Here is a 19,629-nt window from a genome sequence, read left to right on the forward strand (position 1 = left end):
CACCGACTCACTCTACTGGTGCGGTGTCCTCGCCGATTGCGGGACCGTGTGGCGGCATGGATGCCGCCACCGAGCCTACACGGACGTACTTGCGGCGTGTCCCGCGAGCGGTGAGGACATCGCGCCCTCCGACCAACCGACCAACACGACCTGGACTATCGAGATAGTGCCAAGAGCGGCTAACAAAAATGACTGCGCGACACCCAAACAGGCGCAGCCCGTGCTCGGAATCGCATGTACCACTCGGACACTCCGGTTCCTCCACAGCGTCCACATCCGCTTGGCGATTACCAGGTTGTGTACCTGCTTTCGGGCGGCTGCGGCAGTGCGCGGCCGCCGCAGGATTTACAGCCTAATCAATGCACGTCCTTCCAATATTCCTTCTTGAGCAGATAGGCGATGAAGGTCAGCAGGGCCAGAAACAGAATCACCCACACGCCCATGCTTTGCCGCTTCAGCGCCGCCGGCTCGCCCGCGTATTCCAGGAAGTTGGAGATATCGCGCACGGTCTGATCGAACTCGACTGGTGTCTGGCGTCCCGCTTGACCGAGCTTGAGCGCCTGCACCGGCTTGTCGCCGGTGGCCTTGTCCGGCGGCCCGTACTGCGCCAGCTGCAGGCCTTGCAGTTCCCACAGCGGGTTGGGCATGGACGCGTTCGGGAACAACTGGTTGTTCCAGCCCAATGGACGGGTCTGATCCAGATAGAACGACTTGAGGTAGGTATAGACCCAGTCGGTGCCGCGCACGCGGGCGATCAGGCTCAGATCCGGCGGCGCCTTGCCGAACCATTTGGTCGCTGCATCGTGCGGCATGGTGCCTTCGATGTGCTCGCCGATCTTGGCGCCGGTGAAGTTGAGGTTGGCCATGACCTCCGCTTCGCTCAAGCCCAGATCGCTGGCCATGCGCGAATAGCGCAGGTATTTCAGCGAATGGCAGCCCGAACAGTAGTTCATGAACAACTGCGCCCCACGTTGCAGCGAGGCACGATCGCTTAGATCGTTTCCGGCTTGATGGACCGCACCGCCTTCGGCCGCCATCGCGCCGCCGGCAACGACCAGAGCGCACAGCAGCGCAACCACGCGTGACTTCCATGACTTCACGATGTGCTTAGTCATGCGTGGTCACCCGCTCCGGTACCGGTTTGGTCTTATCTATCCGTGTCCACACAGGCATGGTGATGAAGAAGGCGAAATACAGGAAGGTCAGCACCCGCCCGACATAGGTCTCGTGTGCGTCGGTGCCAGGCCCGGAGCCGATTACGCCCAGCCATACGAAGCACACCACCAGCACGCCGAGCGCGACCTTGGAGATCCAGCCGCGGTAGCGGATCGAACGCACCTTGGCGCGATCCAGCCATGGCACCAGAAACAGGATCGCGATCGCCGAGAACATCACCACCACGCCGCCAAGCTTGTTGGGCACCACCCGCAACATCGCGTAGTACGGCGTGTAGTACCACACGGGTTTGATGTGCTCCGGGGTCACCAGCCGGTTGGCCTCGGTGAAGTTGTCGTGCTCCAGGAACAGACCGCCGAACGCCGGCGCGAAGAAGATGATGAAGGCCGCGATCAGCAGCAGGAAGCCGACACCGACCAGATCCTTGACCGTGTAATACGGATGAAACGGGATACCGTCGGCAGGCTTGTGCGCATCCCAGCGATTGCCCTTGGGACCTTTCTTGATGTCGACGCCATCGGGATTGTTGGAGCCCACTTCATGCAGCGCGCCCAGGTGCAGCACGATCAGCAACAACAGCACCAACGGCAAGGCGATGACGTGCAAGGCAAAGAAGCGGTTGAGCGTGGCATCGCCGGGCAGATAGTCGCCCATGATCCATTCGGTCAAGCCATTGCCGATCACCGGAATGGCGCCGAACAACGAGATGATCACCTTCGCGCCCCAGAACGACATCTGCCCCCAGGGCAGCACGTAGCCCATGAAGGCTTCGGCCATCAGCACCAGATAGATCAGCATGCCGAGAATCCACACCAGCTCGCGCGGCTTCTGGTAGCTGCCGTACATCAGCCCGCGGAACATGTGCAGATACACCACGATGAAGAACAGCGAGGCGCCGGTGCTGTGCATGTAGCGGATCAGCCAGCCCCACTCCACGTCGCGCATGATGTATTCGATCGAAGCGAACGCATCGGCAGCGCTGGTCTTGTAGTGCATCGTCAGGAAGATGCCGGTGACGATCTGGTTGACCAGCACCACCATCGCCAGCGAGCCGAAGTAGTACCAGATGTTGAAGTTCTTCGGCGCGTAGTACTCGCTGACATGCTTGCGATAGACCGGCATCAGGCCGGGCGCGCGCTCGTTGACCCACTCGAACACGCCGTTCGCGGTACGGACAAGAATATTGCTCATCAGGCAGCCCCCGTGCTTTTGGCCGACGTACCGGCGCCATCCGGATCGACGCCGATGACAAGCGTGTTGTCGTCCACGTAGTGGTGTGGGGGCACCAGCAGGTTGATCGGTGCCGGCACGCCATCGAAGACGCGGCCGGACATGTCGAAGCGCGATTTATGGCAGGGGCAGAAGTAGCCGCCCTTCCATTGCGGGTCATAGGGCTCGGGCCGGATCTCGGCGACCATCTCCGGCGAACACCCCAGATGCGTGCACAGGCCCACCAATACCGAGATATCGGACTTGATCGAGCGGTACTCGGGGTTCTTCAGCACGTAGTCCGGCTGCTGGTCCTTGTTCTCGGACTTGGGGTCCTTGAGCCGGTCGTCCAGCGAGGGCAGTGCGTCGAGCATCGCCTTGGAGCGCTTGACGATCCAGATCGGCTGACCGCGCCACTCCAGAACCAGCCGTTGCCCTTCCTGCAAGGCGCTGATGTCGGCGGTCACCGGTGCGCCGGCCAATTTGGCGCGTGCACTTGGATTCCACGACTTCACGAACGGAACTGCAACAAATCCTGCTCCGACCGCACCGACCACGGAGGTTGTCGCGGTCAAAAACCGACGACGCCCGAGATCAGCAGGTGCGTTAACCCCATCGTTGGCCATCCGGCTCTCCGATCTTGATTAGGTAGCGTGAGGCTGCCAACGGCTGGCGGGGGGTCCAGCCGCGATGAATCGACCGCAGTGTAGCGGAACGCTTAATGCACAGACAATGCAATGTACGCAGTCGGAGCTGCGCTGTGCAAACGCTGCATGCAGATGCGTGTCGATAACGCACGCAGCTCAGTTGGCTGCCGTGCCCTGCCCGCGATAGCGACCGGCCAGCAGGCCGACGCGTTGCACATAGCGCTGGGTCTCGCTGTAAGGCGGCACGCCGCCGTAGCGATCCACCGCGCCCTCGCCCGCGTTGTAGCCGGCGGCGGCGAGCGTGAGATCGCCGTTGAAGCGTTTCAACAACCAGGACAGATACTGCACGCCGCCGCGAATATTTTGCGATGCATCATAGGCGTCGCTGACGCCGAAGCGGCGCGCGGTTCCGGGCATCAGCTGCATCAACCCTTGCGCGCCGGCACGGCTGAGCGCCAGCGGGTTGTAGGCCGACTCGGCATGGATGATCGCGCGCACGATCGCTTCTTCGACCCCGAACTCACGCGCCGCCGCGGTGATTTCCTGCTGGTAGGCATTGGTGTTGAGCCGGATCGCACCAAAGTTGACGCCGGGCTTGGCGCCGCAGGCGTAGCAGGTCTCGATAAAGCTGTAGTGGATGGTGTGCAGGCCTTCGATGCTGGCGACCTGGCGCGGGCGTGCGCTGGTGTAGTGGCGCACGCCGTCCTTCATATAGGAATAGACCTGCCCGCTGACCACCCGACGCGGATTGACCGCCGTTGCGGCGGCAGGCGCCTGCACGATGGACGTCTCCGACACCGGCAGCGCGCGCGGCACCACGGCTGAAGCGACCTCGGCAGCGCGACGCGGCGGTTGGCTGACCGGCTGGCTGATGATGGTGGCCGGCGCGCCGCTGTCGATGTTGGCGATGCTGCGCGCCGGGCTGGCGACCAGGCCTGAGGTCGGGCGTGCCGAGGCAGGCGGTGTGCGGCGGGCAGAGCGATCCGGGGTGTAGCTGCTGATGACGCTGCAGGTGGCGCCGCTCTGGCGCTTGCTCAAATAACTGGTGATGCCGTCGCCGCTGACGCACTTGTACAGGGTGCCGGCGCTGGCCGGCGCCGCCGACAACGTGACAAGTAACAGCCCCAGCACTCTTGACATCCCCTTCATGTGGCGGAGTGTCCCAGCTTGCCCTGGGCTTGCCAAGTGTCGGCAGGCGTTACCGGGGCAGCTGGTCCAGTTGCGCGCGCAACGCGTTCAGGGCCTGGGTCAGGGGTTCACGCATATCGGCAGGAGAGATCGCCTCGAACGGCAGTTCGAGCAACAGCAGATTGGCCGCCAGGGCCGGCATGCTCGGGGCGCCCAGACCGAGCCAGCAATGCGCGGGGCCGTCGGCTTCCAGCGCCCCCAGCCAGGGCGGAATACGGGCGGCGAGTGTATCAAGCGTGCCTTGCAGGCGTACCCGCGCCCGGCATGGGAATGGCGACTCGCCGATCGCCTTGCGCAACAACTGCAGCGGTTCTTCCGGCAGCGCACGGGCGGCGAACTGCGCGCCGGTCGCGACGGCCTGATCGATACGGTCGGCACGCAGGGTGCGCCAGTCCTGGCGCTCGCAGTCCCAGACCAGCAAGTACCAGCGCCGCCCGTAATTCACCAGCAACGCCGGCTCGACGCAGCGGGTGATCGGCGCGCCAGAGTGGCGGCGATAGTCCAGCCGCAAGGTAATGCGGTCGCGGCAGGCACTGGCCAGTTGCGCCAGCAGTGCCGCGTCCACCAACGCGCTGGCGTCCATGATCGGCAGACTGGCCATGGCCGCATGCGCGGCGCTGGCGCGCTGGCCACTGCGTCGCGGCAACAGCGGATCGAGCTTGGCCAGCACCCGCGCCGCTGCCGCGTCCATGTCGCGGATCGTCGGCGCGGCCGCGCGCAAGGCGATCGCCACGGTGAGCGCTTCGTCTTCTTCGAACAACAGCGGCAAGGCGGCTGCGCCCTGCCCTAGCCGATAGCCGCCACCGGTTCCTGGCGCGGCCTGTATCGGGTAGCCAAGCTCGCGCAGGCGGTCGATATCGCGCCGCACGCTGCGCGGATGAATTTCCAGGCGCTCAGCCAGGGCCACGCCGGACCAGCTCCGGCCGCCTGCAGCAGAGAAAGCAGACGCAACAGGCGGGCAGCGGTCGAGGCCATCGCGCCACCGTATTGCGGACAGAAAGTGTCCGCAATAGCTGTATAGGATTGCGTCATCACGTGTCGCTGCACCAATGCCCGCTACTTGCACTCTTCTCCTGGCCACCAAGGACTCGCAATGCCCGACGACCGCCACATCACACTTTTCCACAATCCCCGCTCGCGCTCGCGCGGCGTGCTGGTCCTGCTGGAAGAGCTCGGCGCCAGTTACAGCCTGCAGATCCTCGACCTGGAAAAAGGCGAACAGCTCGCACCTGAGTACCTGGCGATCAACCCGATGGGCAAGATCCCGGCGATCCGGCATGGCGACAGCGTGGTCACCGAACAGGGCGCGATCTATCAGTACCTGGCCGAGCTGTATCCGGAAGCCGGCCTGTCGCCAGCATCGGGCGATGCCGATCGCGGCGCCTATCTGCGCTGGCTGGCCTTCTACGGTTCGGCGTTCGAGCCGGCGATCATCGACCGCGCGATGAAACGCGACGCGCCGCCGCGCGCGATCTCGCCCTACGCCGACTGCGCCACGGTGCTGCAGGTGATCGATGCGCAGCTGGCCAAGGGCGACTATCTCCTGGGCCAGCGCTGCAGCGCGGCCGATGTGCTGTGGGGCGGCGCGCTGGGCTGGATGGTCGATTTCGGCCTGGTCGATCCGCCTGCCACGACCCGCGCCTATATTGCACGCATGGCCGACCGGCCGGCATTCGGCCGCGCCGAGGCGATCAATGCAAGGCCCTGAGCATCCGGACGCAGCCGGCGCAAGCGGGTAAACTACGCGGCTATCTTCTACCCGCCTGGAATAAGCGCCATGCCCGGGACATCCGTTTCCGATCTGTCCGCGGCCACCACCGTGGACGCACCTGCCCTGTTGCCGCTGCCCGTGGCACGCCCGGCAGCGCCCGCCGTGGTGCGCGGCAAGCTGTACATCAAGACCCACGGGTGCCAGATGAACGAGTACGACTCGGCCAAGATGGCCGACGTACTCGCCGCCTCCGAAGGCCTGGAGCTGACCGACAACCCCGAAGACGCCGACGTGGTGCTGGTCAATACCTGCTCCATCCGCGAGAAGGCGCAGGAAAAGGTGTTCAGCCAGCTGGGCCGCTGGCGCTTGCTCAAGGAGAGCAGGCACAAGGCCGGCGGCACGCCTGTGATCATCGGTGTTGGCGGCTGCGTGGCCTCGCAGGAAGGCGAAGCCATCGTCAAGCGCGCGCCGTATGTGGATCTGGTGTTCGGCCCGCAGACCCTACATCGCCTGCCCGAGCTGATCCGCGCGCGGCGCGAATCGGGCAAGTCGCAGGTCGACATCAGCTTCCCGGAAATCGAAAAGTTCGATCGCCTGCCCGAGCCGCGTGCCGATGGCCCGTCGGCGTTCGTGTCGATCATGGAAGGCTGCTCCAAATACTGCTCGTTCTGCGTGGTGCCCTATACCCGCGGCGAAGAAGTGAGCCGGCCGTTCGAAGACGTGCTGGTGGAAGTGGCGCAACTGGCCGCGCAAGGCGTGCGCGAGATCAATCTGCTCGGCCAGAACGTCAACGCGTATCGCGGTGCATATGGCGCCGATGCGGGAGACGCCGCGCAGTACGCGGATCTGGGCTTGCTGATTCGCACCATCGCGCAGATCGACGGCGTCGGTCGTATTCGTTTCACCACCTCGCATCCGCTGGAGTTTTCCGATTCGCTGGTGGATGCGTATCGCGACGTGCCGCAGCTGGCCAATTACCTGCACCTGCCGGTACAGGCTGGCAGCGACCGCATTCTGTCGGCGATGAAGCGCGGCTACACCGCGCTGGAATTCAAGTCCAAGATCCGCAAGCTGCGCGCGGTGCGCCCGGACATTTCGATCAGTTCGGACTTCATCGTCGGCTTCCCCGGCGAAACCGAAGCGGATTTCGAAAAGACCATGAAGTTGATCGAAGACGTGGGCTTCGATCAGAGTTTTTCCTTCATCTATTCGCGTCGCCCTGGAACGCCGGCCTCGGATCTGCAGGACGACATGCCCGATGCCGTCAAACAGGCGCGCCTGGCACGTTTGCAGGCGCAGATCAATGCGCATGCCACACGTATTTCGCAGTCCATGGTCGGTAGCGTGCAGCGGGTGCTGGTGGAAGGCCCCTCGCGGCGCGATCCCAACGAATTGACCGGCAAGAGCGAGAACATGCGCCCGGTGAATTTCCCCGGCAATGCGCGCTTGATCGGGCAATTCGTCGATGTGGTGATCACCGAGGCAATGAGCAATTCGCTGCGTGGTCGTATCCACCTGGATGAAAACGCACGCTGATGCAGCGCAGGCGCCGGATTGCTCGGCGCCATGTTGAAGGCATCGCTTGCATCACGCGTTGCCCGCGATCCGTACAACCTGCGCCAGCCACGCTCATGCGGCTCACCTGAGCTATTCCTTGCAGTCGCAGACAACGACAAGCATCGACATGATCCGTCGCGTCGCTCGCTGCGCGCACTGGTGGCGAAAAATTCGCCACCCATCCACAACGCCTTGCTACACAAGGCCGCGTGACACTTACCCACAGGCTTTACCGAATTCGATCCACATCGGTTGTGGACAAGCGCACGCACACTGGCGATTTTTTCACCACCACCCTGCCGGGCCTTACGCCAGTAAGCGTCACCAATTCTATCCACAGGTTGTGGATGCGTGACTCCACAGCGCTTGTGGAGAACTCGAACGCGCAGGCGGGCGCGCGCATGGTCACGCCGCCGTGCCGCCGGGCATGTTGGTGGGATCACACGCTGCGCGCTACCCTTTTCGTACCGCCCTACCGACGCCGCATGCATGCGCTGTCCGAGCCGACCATGAACTCAACTGCACACCGCGACTTCACCCTGGAACCCGACGACACCGAGCGCCTGGCCAATCTGGCCGGCCCGTTCGACGCGCACTTGCGCCAGATCGAACTCAAGCTCGGCGTGGAGATCGCCAACCGCGGCAACATCTTCCGTGTCACCGGCCCGGAGCCGGCGATCACCGCCGCGCAGACGCTGCTGATCGCCTTGTACGACGAGGCCGCCTCCACCGTTTTCGACAACCACGCGATCCATCTGCGCCTGAACGATGCCAACGTCGAACACGTGGTCGAGCGTTCCTACGAAGCCCAGGACGTGGCGATCAAGGTCAAGCGCGGCACCGTACGTGGACGCGGCGCCAACCAGGCCAAATACCTGCATGCGATCGCCACCCACGACATCAACTTCGGCATCGGCCCGGCCGGTACCGGCAAGACCTTCCTGGCGGTCGCCTGCGCCGTGGAAGCCTTGAACGAATCGCGCGTGCAGCGACTGATTCTGGTGCGCCCAGCGGTGGAAGCCGGCGAAAAACTTGGCTTTCTGCCCGGCGATCTGAGCCAGAAGGTGGACCCATACCTGCGCCCGCTGTACGACGCGCTATACGAAATGCTGGGCGTGGAAAAAGTGGTCAAGCTGCTGGAGCGCAACGTCATCGAGATCGCGCCGCTGGCGTATATGCGCGGCCGCACGCTCAACGATGCCTACGTGATTCTCGACGAAGCGCAGAACACCACCATCGAGCAGATGAAGATGTTCCTGACCCGCCTGGGCTTCGGCTCCACCGCAGTGATCACCGGCGACCTGACCCAGGTCGACCTGCCCAAACACGTCAAATCCGGCCTGCGCGATGCAGTGGAAGTGTTGCGCGATGTGGACGGCGCCAGCTTCACCTTTTTCGAAGCACGCGACGTGGTGCGCCACCCGCTGGTGCAGCGCATCGTGACTGCCTACGAGAAGCGCGATAGCGCCTTGCTCCCGCCAGCGACCGATTGACCATGCATGGCACCGGTCTACTGTTGGGGATGTGGTTGGTGCTGGCTTGCCAGGGATCGGCGCAGGCGCAAGTATCCGAACAGACTGACACGACGACGCGCGTCATGCTGCGACAGCAACTTGCCGCTTCCTGTGTGTCGGTGGCCGCTGCGCAAGTGAGCATCCTGTTGGACCGGGCCGAGCTGGAACAAATCGCGCTGATGAAGCCTGCACTACCCGTTGCAGCAGCTGACGACGATACACAGCGGCAGGCACTACTTGCAGGCACACGGGCGCAGGCGCTACTTGCCTCTACCGGCATGGCGCACGACCGCTTCGGATGCGCAATAGTTCGGGAGGACAAGGAAAGCGCCGACGCGCGCTATCTGGTCGGTCGCTTGCTGGAGCATGGCCAAGCCGCGATATGGACGCAGGCGCCACCGGGTTTCGCGCCTGCCCTCGAGGTCAGGCGGGTCGATCCACATTGCCAAAACGGGCCGATGGGCAGTGCTTTCTATCGCGTCGCCGACGGCGGTGCGCTGGTGCTAGTGCTAGTCGAGTGCGTCCGCTAATGTCCGACCGATCGCTTACGGACGCGCGCGCAGGCGTCGCAGCAAGACACCACTCGCGCGATACTTGTCACCCCTGCCTGCTCTGAATGCTGGTGTTCCCCATGACCAAGGGCCCCATCCGTCTCGACGTCGCTGTCAGTTACGCGCTGCCGCGCGCCGGTTTGCCCTCGGCGGTGAGTTTTCGTAAGTGGGTGGCCGCCGCGCTGAAGGGACGTATTCGCGAGGCCGATCTGGCGGTGCGCATTGTCGATGAGAAGGAAGGCTGCTCGCTCAACCATCATTACCGCGGCAAGGATTACGCCACCAATGTGCTGAGTTTTCCGGCCGAGTTGCCCGAAGGCCTGCCCAAGGGCGTCAAGATGCCGCTGCTGGGCGATCTGGTGATCTGCGCGCCGGTGGTGGCGCGCGAGGCGGCCGAACAAGGCAAATCGCTGGCCTCGCATTACGCGCATCTGACCGTGCATGGCACCTTGCATCTGCTCGGATGGGACCACGAAGACGACAAGGAGGCCGATGCGATGGAACAACTCGAACGCGAGATCCTGGCCGATCTAGGTATCGACGACCCGTACGCGGGGGAACTTTGATGCGTGCCGGCGTCGCAGCTGTTTTGCTGTTGCTCACCTCCTCCACCGCCTGGGCCCAGGCCGCGCCGGTACGTCCGGACCTGCCGGCCTTGATCGAATGCCGCCAGCGCATCGGCGACTTCAGCGCGCTGGCGCCGGTACTGGCCGACCCGCTCAAGGCGGTCGCGCTGGGCTGGACGCCGCTGGAGCAGGCCAACCTGTTCATGACCGAATACACGCTCAACACGCCGATTACCGTGTTCGGTCACAGCACTACCCACATCGCGTTTTCCGGCGCCAGCATCATGGCGTTGCTGGACCTGCCCGACCCGCGCCCGCTGGCCAAGCAGTTGAACCTGGAACTGGGTGTGGATAACGCCGACAAGATCATGTATGGCCGCGAGCTGGTCAGCGAAGACACCACCAACCCCAAGACCGGCGAGGCGATGATCGAATCGGTGGTGCTCAGCGTCTCCAACGTGAAATCCCACCCCGGCAAGACCGTGGTCGGCTGCGGCTACAGCCTGGATCTGCCCTGACAGCGGGCGCCCCTGCGCCCTGTCCACAGCGCCTTAGCGGCTTCCTGTTAGACTGACCGCTATCGCCTGGTTTGCCGGGTGCCGTCCCCCGTCACGATGTCCGAAGACGACAGTAGCCAATCCCAAGAAACACCCGAAAAACGCCGTAGCTGGCTCGAGCGCCTGAGCGCTGCCTTCTCTGGCGAACCCCACACCCGCGACGAACTGGTCGCGCTGCTGCGGACCGCCGAGCAAGACGGTCTCATCGCCGCAGACACCTTGCGCATGATGGAAGGCGCGATCTCCGTGTCCGAGCTCACCGTGGGCGACGTGATGATTTCGCGCTCGCAAATGGTCTCGCTGCCCGTAGAGGCGCGCTTTCTGGACCTGATGCAGCAGGTGGTCGAATCCGGCCATTCGCGCTTCCCGGTGCACGGCGAGAACAAGGACGAAGTGCTCGGCATCCTGCTGGCCAAGGATTTGTTGCGCGGCGTGGTCGCCGACAACGGCCCTGGCAACGTGCGCGAGCTGCTGCGCCCGGCGGTGCTGATCCCGGAGTCGAAGAAGCTCAACGTGCTGCTCAAGGAATTCCGCCTGTCGCGCAACCACATGGCGATCGTGGTGGACGAGTACGGCGGCGTCGCCGGGCTGGTTACCATCGAAGACGTGCTGGAGCAGATCGTCGGCCAGATCGACGACGAGCACGACGATGCCGAAGAAGAGAATTCGCTGATCGCGATCCAGGCCGATGGCCGCTACGTGGTCGATGCGCTGACGCCGATCGAAGACTTCAACGAGCGCTTTGGTGCCGACTTCCCCGATGACGAGTACGACACCGTCGGTGGCCTGGTCACCGATGCGATCGGCCATCTTCCGGAAACCGGCGAAGAGCTGACCCTGGGGCGCTTTGCGTTCCGCGTGGCCAAAGCCGATGCGCGGCGCGTGCATGCCTTCCACGTCACCATGTTGCCGCCCGACCCGCAGGACGACGCTTGAACCCGTTGCATGGCATTTCCGCTGCAGCGTTACGCCGCGGCAGCGTTCGGCGATGGGCTGCGTTCTGCATCCTGGCGTTGTTGGCGTTGCTGATCGCACCCGTGGCAGTCGCTCAGGCGCCCGTCGAAACGACCGCGCCGGCACCGCGCGTTGGCGTGGTCACCATGCAGCCCGGCGAAGTGTTTTTCGAACGCTTCGGCCACGATGCCATCGTGGTCGTGGACCCGATCACGCAGCAGGCCACCTCGTACAACTTCGGCTTTTTCGACCCGAGCGAGCCGGACTTTATTCCGCGTTTTACCCGCGGCGAGATGATGTATTACCTGGTGGCACTGCCACTGGAGGAAGACCTGCAGCAGTACCGCGCCATCGGCCGCGGGGTCAGTATCCAGTGGCTGGATCTGCCGCCCGAACAGGCGCGCGCACTGGCCGACGGGCTGGCCGTGCGCAGCCAGCCCGAGAACGCGCGCTATCACTACGATTATTTCGTGGCCAACTGCGCCACGATGGTCCGCGACACGCTGGACCGTGCAATGGGCGGCGCGCTGAAATCGCAGCTGGCCGGTCGCTCGCGCGGCAACACCTTCCGCAGCGAAGCGGTGCGCCTGGCCTCCCCTGCCCCGTGGATGTGGCTGGGCTTCGACCTGGGCCTGGGGCCGTACGCAGATCGCCCGTTGTCGCGCTGGGAAGAAGCCTTCGTGCCGATGCGCCTGGCCGACAGCCTGACCCAGGTGCACAACAGCGCGGGGCGGCCGTTGGTGCAATCCACCCAGGTCTTGCTGCCGCATCGCATCGCACCGGAGCCGGACGAACAGCGACGGCACTGGTGGCCGTGGCTGCTGACGGGTCTGATCGTCGCTGCCGGCGTACTGGCACTCGGTCGCAGGCAGCGGCTGTTGGCCGCACTTGCGCTGCCGTACTGGCTGCTGTGCGCGATCGGCGGCGGGCTGCTGGTGTATCTATGGGACTTCACGGCGCATCAATCGGCCTGGGCCAACCGCAACCTGTTATTGGTCAACCCGCTGTGCGCGCTGCTGCTGATCGGTGGCATCGCAGTGCTGCGCGGGCGCCGGCCCGGACGCTGGTTCGACGTGCTGCGCTGGGTGGTTGCCGCCGCCGCATTGGCGGCCCTGCTGATTCATTGGCTGTCGTTCCAGGCGCAGGACAACCTGCAATGGGTGTTGCTGCTGTTGCCGATTCATGCCGCGCTCGCGATCGCTCTAAGGCGGCGTGACTTGTCCGTTCGCACGCGCTGATCCAGGATGCGCCCATGAACCATCACGGCCGCCATCCGGACAACCCGTCCTGCGTCATCACCTGCGCCTATTACGATGGCGATGCCGAACGCCACGACATCAGCCTGGAGCAGATCAGCGACGTGCTGCAGCGCCCGGATGGCTTTGTCTGGGTCGGTCTGTACGAGCCGCAGGAGTCTGTGCTGCACAAGCTGCAGGACGAGTTCGGCCTGCATGATCTGGCGATCGAAGATGCGCTCAAGGCGCACCAACGGCCCAAGGCCGAGAGCTACGGCAATTCGCTGTTCGTGGTGGTCAATACTGCCCAGCTGGTGAACGAGCGCATCCGCTATGGCGAGACGCACGCGTTTCTCGGCACACGCTTCTTGTTGACCGTTCGGCATGGTGCCTCGCTGTCGTATACGCCGGTGCGGCACCGGGTCGAACGCGAACCGGCGATGCTGCGCATGGGCGCCTCGTTCTGCCTGTACGGCGTGCTCGACTTTGTGGTCGACAATTACCTGCCGATCATGGACGAGTTCCGCGACACGCTGGAAGGCCTGGAAAAAGACATCTTTGCCGACAACTACAAGCGCGAGACCGTGGTGCGCCTGTACGAACTCAAGCGCGAACTCAACAAGATGCGGCTGGTGGTGGCGCCGCTGCAGGACGTGCTCTCGCACCTGAAGCGCAACCCGGGCTCGCTGATCCACGAAGAAGTCGGCATCTACCTGCGCGACGTGCTCGATCACGCCGTGCGCATCAACGACGCCATCGACACCTTGCGCGAAATGCTGGGCACTGCGCTGAGTGTGAACCTGTCGATGGTGACGCTCGCGCAGGGCGAGACCGTCAAACGCTTAGGCGCATGGGCCGCATTGCTGGCCGCACCTACCCTGATCACCAGTTGGTACGGCATGAACTTCACTCACATGCCCGAATTGGACAAACGCTACGCGTATCCATTGCTGGTGGCCGGTGTGGTTGGCTCGTGCCTGGTGCTGTATCGCCTGTTCAAGCGCGCGCGGTGGCTGTGAGGCCGCTTTGCGGCCGGGATTGGGGAGTTGGGATTCGGGATTGGTTAGAGCCGCATCGTTGACCGCTGGTTTTTAGCTTGTGTTTTATGCCTGCGCCATCGCGTCTAGCGTCTAGCGTCTAGCGTCTAAGTATTTGCTCTTTCGCTTCCAGTTGTCGGCTTCTAGCTGTTGGCTGTTGGCTTCCCCTCGCCCTAGAGCGAGCCGAGCACCGCAGCCACGCGTGGCCGAAGAGGCGCCCTGTCTGAGCGTAGCGAGTTTGGGCACCGTGCCGCGCGTGGCGAGGAGCGCAGGGCACCGGTGCGGCTCCATCGCACCGGATCGCGTCGGGCGACATGGTTTTGGTTACTTTTGCCGAAACAAAAGTAACCCGCGTCGCAAGGCGCGGAAGCCTTGGCCTTGGCTTTGCCTCAAGCCCCTGCTTCCGCGTTTGCTTGTTTAAGCAACCATCAACTACGGCGTGTAACCCGTACCCTCATCCGCCCTTCGGGCACCTTCTCCCGACGGGAGAAGGGAAGTGCATCGCTTGTACAAATCCTGATTGTGCGAATTCCCAATCCCGACTCACCAATCCCAGCAATCAAGCCACATAGATCGTCTTGATATTCATGAACTCATGAATGCCATGCTCGGCAAGCTCGCGCCCGAAACCGGAGCGCTTGATCCCACCGAAGGGCAAACGCACATCACTCTTGACCACCGAGTTGACGAACGCCGCACCGCATTGCAACTGCTGCGCCACGCGCTCGCCGCGTTTGGCATCTGCCGTCCACACGCTGCCGCCCAGTCCGAAGGTGGTGTCGTTGGCCACACGCACCGCTTCTGCTTCGTCGGCCACGCGGATCACTGAGGCGACCGGGCCGAACAACTCTTCCTCGTAAGCCGGCATGCCCGGGGCAACACGGTCGAGAATGGTGGCGGGATAGCCTGCATGCGAGCCAGCCACAGGCTCGCCACCGAGCAGCACCTTTGCGCCCTTCTCCACGCTGGCCTGCACCTGCTTGTGCAACTCGTCGCGCAGGTCGGCGCGTGCCATCGGCGCGAGCGTGGTGGTTTCCTGCTGCGGGTCGCCGAGCACGCGCTTGGACGCGGCAGCGACAAAGCGTTCGATGAACTGATCGGCAATCGCGTCCACCACGATGAAGCGCTTGGCGGCAATGCAGGTCTGCCCGCTGTTGTCGAAACGCGACTGCACGGCAGACGTGACGGTGTGCTCCAGATCGGCGTCTTCCAGCACCACGAAGGCATCGCTGCCGCCGAGCTCCATCACGCACTTCTTCAACTGGTCGCCCGCGTTTGCGGCCAGCGACCGGCCCGCACGCTCGCTACCGGTGAGCGTCACTGCGGCGATGCGATCGTCGCGCAACACGTCAGCCGCCTGGTCGTTGTCGATATGCAGCACATCGAACACGCCCGGCGGAATACCAGCAGCATCGAGCACTTCTTTCATCGCATCGGCGCAACGCGGCACATTGCTGGCGTGCTTGAGCAACGCGACGTTGCCGGCCATCAGGCCCGGTGCGAGAAAGCGAAACGCCTGCCACAACGGGAAATTCCATGGCATCACCGCAAAGACGCAGCCCAACGGCTCGTAACGCACGTAGCTGGATTGCGCTTCGGTCGCAATATCGCGCGGTGCCAGATAGTCGGCCGCATGCTCAGCGTAATACGCGCACGCTTGTGCGCACTTGTCGACCTCGGCCAACGCTTCAGCGCGCAGCTTGCCCATCTCGGCAGTCATGATGCGCTGCAGATCGTCGCGACGTTTGCTCAGTTCTTCGCCCACACGCCGCAACAAGGCGCCGCGCTCGGCCAGCGGCAAGGCCGCCCAAGCGGGGAACGCCTTGGCGGAAGCGGCCAAACGCGCTTCAATGGCAGCGGCATCCAGGGTGTGCTGGGTGTGTTCGACCTGGCCGTTGGCCGGATTGACGGTGTCGTAGGACATGACGGTCTCCTGTAGCAAGGCGGCCATGCTAGTCGCCGGGAAGTTGCAGCCGCGTCACAACCATCTGAAATCGCTGCAACGCTGTGTTTGCCGGCACCGCGACGGAATGCCGCAGCGCGATCACATGGCGCTTGCGACGACCAACATGACCGCCGAGAAGCGCCTGCCCGAAACAGACTGTCGCCAGTGGCCCAACTTCACTTTGCGCAATGGCATGACAGGGCCAGAAATGCTCTAGCATTCCGGCTCTGATCAGAATCGATCACTCACGGAAGAACCTCGATGCGCTTGTTCTTTTGCACTGCGTTGGCGATCGTCGTAAGCGCATCCCTGCCCGGTTGCGCGTTCATCCAGGACGTGATGCGCGGGCCACGCCCCAGCGCGAACGGATTCGTGACCGTGACTTGTACCAACAACCTGCCCAACCCTGCCCAGCCATGCGAGGAGGAGGCACTGCGGGCCTGCTCGGACACTGCCATCCGCCAGTTTGTGACCGCCAGTTCCTCGCCGAACATGGTCACGATCTATCCGAGCAAACAGGAACGCAAGAACGACAAGGGCGACGGCAAAACCAAGAGCAAGGACGGCACCGCCGAACAGCCCAGAACCGAGCAGCAGGGTTACGAAATCAGCGCCGAGTACCAGTGCTTTTTGACCAAACCGCAGCCATGGGATAGCGGCTATACGCCTCCGGCCAAGTAAGCGCAGCCAACGAAACAACAGCGCAACAGCAAGGCAGGCGCCCGTCACCCACATGTACCCCGCGTGCACCGCAGTTCCGAGCGGTGCAGTCCACGTCGATGTAAGCGCTGCCTGCTACCGCTCCACTACCGGCACGCGCTCAGAGAGCGGATTGCAAAGCCAACTGTGCATCGCGTTGACGGCGTTTTTCGCTGCGCGCCAACAGCCACCAACCGATCACCGCGGCGATCGACACCGCCAGCACCATCACCGTCGCGAGCGCATTGATCTTGGGGCTGATGCCCAGCCGCACCGAGGCGAATACCTTGATCGGCAGCGTAGTGGAATTGGGGCCGGCCAGGAAACTGGCGATCACCACATCGTCCAGCGATAGCGTGAAGGCGAGCAGCCAGCCCGAGGCCAATGCGGGCGCGATGATCGGCAAGGTGATCAGGAAGAACACCTTCAGCGGTGTCGCACCGAGATCCATCGCGGCTTCTTCCAGCGAACGGTCCAGCTCCTGCAGCCGCGAGGAAATCACCACCGTGACGAACGAGACGGTGAAGGTGACATGCGCTACCCAGATCGCGACCGCCCCGCGCGGTGCGATACCGAGCACCCCGCCCATCGACACCAGCAACAGCAGGATCGACAAGCCGATGATCACTTCCGGCATCACCAAAGGCGCGGTAATCAAGGCACCGAACACGGTTTTGCCGGGAAAGCGCCGCATGCGCACCATTGCCATGGCCGCCATGGTGCCCAGCACTGTCGATGCACACGCCGTCCAGAATGCCACTTCCAGGCTGACCCAAGCCGCGTCCAGCAACTGGCGGTCGCGCAGCAATTCGCCATACCAGCGCGTGGAAAAACCGCCCCACACGGTGGCCAGGCGCGAGGCGTTGAACGAGTACACCATCAGCAACAGGATCGGCAGATACAGAAAGCCGAAACCCAGCGCGAGCACGCTGCCGCCCAGCACGCGTCCGCTGCGAGGCGCGCGCATCATGTGAGCCGCCCTTCCAGCTCGCGCTGTTGATAACGGTGGAAAATCACGATCGGCACCAGCAACAACAGCAGCATCACCGTGGCCACCGCAGCGGCTACCGGCCAGTCGCGATTGTTGAAGAACTCGCCCCACAGCACGCGGCCGATCATCAAGGTGTTTGGGCCGCCCAGCATTTCCGGAATGACGAATTCGCCCACTGCCGGAATCATCACCAGCATGCAGCCGGCCACGATGCCGTTGCGCGAGAGCGGCAAGGTGATGCGCACAAACGCCTGCCACGGCCGCGCGCCCAGATCGTAGGCCGCTTCGAGCAAGCGTTGATCGTGCTTGACCAGATTGGCGTACAGCGGCAACACCATGAAGGGCAGATAGCAGTAGACGATGCCGATGTAGGCGGCGATCGGGGTGTACAGCAGGTGCAACGGCTGCCGGATCACGCCCAGTGCCAGCAGCGCCTGATTGAGCAATCCGTTGCTGTCGAGGATGCCGATCCAGGCGTACACGCGGATCAGGAACGAGGTCCACGATGGCAGCACCACCAGCATCATCGCCACGTTGCGCGTAGCCAGCGGCAACCGTGCGATCACGTAGGCCATCGGGTAGCCGATCAGCAACGCAAGCGCAGTGGAGATCGCTGCGATCTTGATCGAACTCGCATACGCCGCCACGTACTGGCTGTCGCGCAACAAGGCCAGATAGTTGCCCAGATGCAGCTTGATGCTGACCGCGCCATCGGCAGCTACGGCGAACAGCGGCGTGTACGGCGGCATTGCGGTGGCGTGCTCGGCGAAGGAGATCTTCAGCACGATCAGGAACGGAATGGCAAAGAACAGCAGCAGCCACAGATACGGTGCGGCGATCACGCCCCAGCGTGCGCCCGGCAGTGCGCGACGGAGTAGTCGGCGCATCATGCGGTCAGCACCACGCCGTCGTCCTCGCCCCAACCCACCCACACCGCATCGCCCCAGGTCAGCGCTTCGCTGGCCCAACGCTGGCGGTTGGCGAAATGGGCCATCAGCTTGAAGCCGCTCGGCAAGCGCACGTGATACACCGAATGGCTGCCGAAATAGGCAATGTCTTCGATCACGCCCTGCGCCTTGTTGCAGGCCTGCGCGGGTTCGTTCTTGCCGATGACCAGTTTTTCCGGACGCAGCGCAAACGCGACCGACTGCCCTGCGAACCCGGTGATGCCATGCCCGATGCGGATGCAGGCGTCGAACGCGGAGGTTTTCAAACCGACGTAATCCGGCTCGTCTTCGACGATGACCGCGTCGATCAGATTGACCGAGCCGATGAATTCGGCAGCGAAGCGGTTGGCCGGTTGTTCGTAGATCTCGTCGGGGGTGCCGACCTGCTGGATCCAGCCCTTGTCCATCAGCGCGATGCGGGTGGCCATGGTCATGGCCTCTTCCTGATCGTGGGTGACCATGACGCAGGTGACGCCGGAGGTCTCGATGATGTTGACCAGTTCCAGCTGCATCTGCGAGCGCAGTTTCTTGTCCAGCGCGCCCATCGGTTCGTCCAGCAACAGCAGCTTGGGCCGCTTGGCAAGCGAGCGCGCCAACGCCACGCGTTGCTGCTGCCCGCCGGATAATTGATGCGGCTTGCGCTTGGCCAAGCTGCCGAGCTGCACCAGCTCCAGCATCTCGCCGACACGCGCGGCGATGGCGGATCTGGACAAGGCTTCCTGCTTCAATCCGAATGCGATGTTCTGCTCCACGCTCATGTGCGGAAACAGGGCATACGACTGGAACATCATGTTGATCGGGCGCTCGTACGGCGGTAGCGCGTCGATGGGTTGGCCATCGAGCACGATGCGCCCCTTGGTCGGCCGTTCGAAACCGGCCAGGCAGCGCAGCAACGTGGACTTGCCGCTGCCCGAGCCGCCCAGCAGCGCAAAGATCTCGCCCTTGCGGATCTGCAGACTGACATCGTCGACCGCGACGAAGCCGTCGAACTCCTTGCGGACCTCGCTGATGCTCAGATACGCGGTGTCGCTGGTGGAGAGTTGCTCGGGAACTGCCATGAAACCTCTCGATTGCAAAGGCGCGAGGACCGCACTGGCGACCACTCACCGCATCATGGCAAAACCCGACTACGGCTGCAGCGCTTG

General features: G+C 63.6%; 20 protein-coding genes and 1 pseudogene. 12 read left to right on the forward strand and 9 right to left on the reverse strand.

The features are described 5' to 3' along the window. Window positions 1-356: 356 nt before the first annotated feature. The 5 genes and pseudogenes from XcyCFBP4188_RS03480 to XcyCFBP4188_RS03500 all read right to left on the reverse strand — a co-directional run bounded on the left by XcyCFBP4188_RS03480 (window position 357) and on the right by XcyCFBP4188_RS03500 (window position 5,195). Complete coding sequence (locus tag XcyCFBP4188_RS03480; RefSeq protein WP_006449542.1) at window positions 357-1,115, reverse strand: cytochrome c1; 759 nt, start codon at window positions 1,113-1,115, stop codon at window positions 357-359. Beyond that, a complete protein-coding gene (locus XcyCFBP4188_RS03485; RefSeq protein ID WP_006449543.1) occupies window positions 1,108-2,367 on the reverse strand; it encodes a cytochrome b in 1,260 nt (419 codons plus the stop codon). The genes XcyCFBP4188_RS03480 and XcyCFBP4188_RS03485 overlap by 8 nt, the downstream gene beginning before the upstream one ends. After that, on the reverse strand, window positions 2,367-3,011 hold the full coding sequence (gene petA, locus XcyCFBP4188_RS03490; protein WP_043907856.1) for a ubiquinol-cytochrome c reductase iron-sulfur subunit: 645 nt from the start codon (window positions 3,009-3,011) through the stop codon (window positions 2,367-2,369). Before petA ends, XcyCFBP4188_RS03485 begins: the two co-directional genes overlap by 1 nt. Window positions 3,012-3,188: 177 nt before the next feature. Next, window positions 3,189-4,181 carry a lytic transglycosylase domain-containing protein gene (locus XcyCFBP4188_RS03495; RefSeq protein WP_006449545.1) on the reverse strand — a complete coding sequence of 331 codons (993 nt, stop codon included), beginning with the start codon at window positions 4,179-4,181 and terminating at the stop codon, window positions 3,189-3,191. 49 nt (window positions 4,182-4,230) lie between these two features. Then, window positions 4,231-5,195 (reverse strand): annotated as a pseudogene (locus XcyCFBP4188_RS03500) (helix-turn-helix transcriptional regulator). Window positions 5,196-5,313: 118 nt separating this feature from the next. Here XcyCFBP4188_RS03500 and XcyCFBP4188_RS03505 point away from each other — a divergent pair. The 10 genes from XcyCFBP4188_RS03505 (at window position 5,314) to XcyCFBP4188_RS03550 (ending at window position 13,884) form a co-directional block, all read left to right on the forward strand. Then, window positions 5,314-5,928 (forward strand): glutathione S-transferase family protein, encoded by a 615-nt coding sequence (locus tag XcyCFBP4188_RS03505; RefSeq protein WP_006449547.1) that lies wholly within the window; start codon window positions 5,314-5,316, stop codon window positions 5,926-5,928. Window positions 5,929-5,997: 69 nt separating this feature from the next. After that, window positions 5,998-7,467: a tRNA (N6-isopentenyl adenosine(37)-C2)-methylthiotransferase MiaB gene (gene miaB, locus XcyCFBP4188_RS03510; RefSeq protein WP_104591623.1), complete on the forward strand. Its 1,470-nt coding sequence runs from the start codon at window positions 5,998-6,000 to the stop codon at window positions 7,465-7,467. Window positions 7,468-7,497: 30 nt separating this feature from the next. Further along, the gene (locus XcyCFBP4188_RS23245; RefSeq protein WP_104591624.1) at window positions 7,498-7,701 is read left to right on the forward strand and encodes a hypothetical protein; all 204 of its coding nucleotides are present in this window, start codon (window positions 7,498-7,500) and stop codon (window positions 7,699-7,701) included. A 296-nt stretch (window positions 7,702-7,997) separates the two neighbouring features. Continuing rightward, window positions 7,998-8,981 carry a PhoH family protein gene (locus tag XcyCFBP4188_RS03520; RefSeq protein WP_104591649.1) on the forward strand — a complete coding sequence of 328 codons (984 nt, stop codon included), beginning with the start codon at window positions 7,998-8,000 and terminating at the stop codon, window positions 8,979-8,981. A 2-nt stretch (window positions 8,982-8,983) separates the two neighbouring features. Continuing rightward, window positions 8,984-9,532: a hypothetical protein gene (locus XcyCFBP4188_RS03525; RefSeq protein ID WP_006449550.1), complete on the forward strand. Its 549-nt coding sequence runs from the start codon at window positions 8,984-8,986 to the stop codon at window positions 9,530-9,532. A gap of 101 nt (window positions 9,533-9,633) precedes the next feature. Continuing rightward, window positions 9,634-10,119: an rRNA maturation RNase YbeY gene (gene ybeY / locus XcyCFBP4188_RS03530; protein ID WP_104591625.1), complete on the forward strand. Its 486-nt coding sequence runs from the start codon at window positions 9,634-9,636 to the stop codon at window positions 10,117-10,119. Beyond that, window positions 10,119-10,637 carry a hypothetical protein gene (locus tag XcyCFBP4188_RS03535; RefSeq protein ID WP_006449552.1) on the forward strand — a complete coding sequence of 173 codons (519 nt, stop codon included), beginning with the start codon at window positions 10,119-10,121 and terminating at the stop codon, window positions 10,635-10,637. The genes ybeY and XcyCFBP4188_RS03535 overlap by 1 nt, the downstream gene beginning before the upstream one ends. Window positions 10,638-10,733: 96 nt before the next feature. Then, on the forward strand, window positions 10,734-11,612 hold the full coding sequence (locus tag XcyCFBP4188_RS03540; protein ID WP_006449553.1) for a CorC family transporter: 879 nt from the start codon (window positions 10,734-10,736) through the stop codon (window positions 11,610-11,612). A gap of 68 nt (window positions 11,613-11,680) precedes the next feature. Further along, window positions 11,681-12,868, forward strand: a complete 1,188-nt coding sequence (locus XcyCFBP4188_RS03545) for a lipoprotein N-acyltransferase Lnb domain-containing protein (RefSeq protein WP_428977228.1) — start codon at window positions 11,681-11,683, stop codon at window positions 12,866-12,868. A 14-nt stretch (window positions 12,869-12,882) separates the two neighbouring features. After that, window positions 12,883-13,884, forward strand: a complete 1,002-nt coding sequence (locus XcyCFBP4188_RS03550; protein ID WP_006449555.1) for a magnesium and cobalt transport protein CorA — start codon at window positions 12,883-12,885, stop codon at window positions 13,882-13,884. Between the two features lie 577 nt (window positions 13,885-14,461). On the opposite strand, the gene XcyCFBP4188_RS03560 is transcribed toward XcyCFBP4188_RS03550, so the two are convergent. After that, complete coding sequence (locus tag XcyCFBP4188_RS03560) at window positions 14,462-15,853, reverse strand: NAD-dependent succinate-semialdehyde dehydrogenase (RefSeq protein WP_006449556.1); 1,392 nt, start codon at window positions 15,851-15,853, stop codon at window positions 14,462-14,464. Here XcyCFBP4188_RS03560 and XcyCFBP4188_RS22475 point away from each other — a divergent pair. Next, window positions 15,825-16,064: a hypothetical protein gene (locus XcyCFBP4188_RS22475; protein ID WP_146094026.1), complete on the forward strand. Its 240-nt coding sequence runs from the start codon at window positions 15,825-15,827 to the stop codon at window positions 16,062-16,064. The genes XcyCFBP4188_RS03560 and XcyCFBP4188_RS22475 overlap by 29 nt on opposite strands. 44 nt (window positions 16,065-16,108) lie before the next feature. Further along, window positions 16,109-16,528 carry a hypothetical protein gene (locus XcyCFBP4188_RS03565; protein ID WP_104591627.1) on the forward strand — a complete coding sequence of 140 codons (420 nt, stop codon included), beginning with the start codon at window positions 16,109-16,111 and terminating at the stop codon, window positions 16,526-16,528. 139 nt (window positions 16,529-16,667) lie between these two features. Here XcyCFBP4188_RS03565 and XcyCFBP4188_RS03570 read toward each other — a convergent pair whose 3' ends face one another. Genes XcyCFBP4188_RS03570 through XcyCFBP4188_RS03580 form a run of 3 tightly spaced genes read right to left on the reverse strand, consistent with a single transcriptional unit; the run spans window position 16,668 to window position 19,542 of the window. Continuing rightward, window positions 16,668-17,516 carry an ABC transporter permease subunit gene (locus XcyCFBP4188_RS03570; protein WP_104591628.1) on the reverse strand — a complete coding sequence of 283 codons (849 nt, stop codon included), beginning with the start codon at window positions 17,514-17,516 and terminating at the stop codon, window positions 16,668-16,670. Beyond that, on the reverse strand, window positions 17,513-18,424 hold the full coding sequence (locus XcyCFBP4188_RS03575) for an ABC transporter permease subunit (protein WP_104591629.1): 912 nt from the start codon (window positions 18,422-18,424) through the stop codon (window positions 17,513-17,515). The genes XcyCFBP4188_RS03570 and XcyCFBP4188_RS03575 overlap by 4 nt, the downstream gene beginning before the upstream one ends. After that, window positions 18,424-19,542, reverse strand: a complete 1,119-nt coding sequence (locus tag XcyCFBP4188_RS03580; protein WP_104591630.1) for an ABC transporter ATP-binding protein — start codon at window positions 19,540-19,542, stop codon at window positions 18,424-18,426. The genes XcyCFBP4188_RS03575 and XcyCFBP4188_RS03580 overlap by 1 nt, the downstream gene beginning before the upstream one ends. Window positions 19,543-19,629: the final 87 nt, after the last annotated feature.

Source organism: Xanthomonas hortorum pv. cynarae (assembly GCF_002939985.1).
Taxonomy (GTDB): Bacteria; Pseudomonadota; Gammaproteobacteria; order Xanthomonadales; family Xanthomonadaceae; genus Xanthomonas; species Xanthomonas hortorum_D.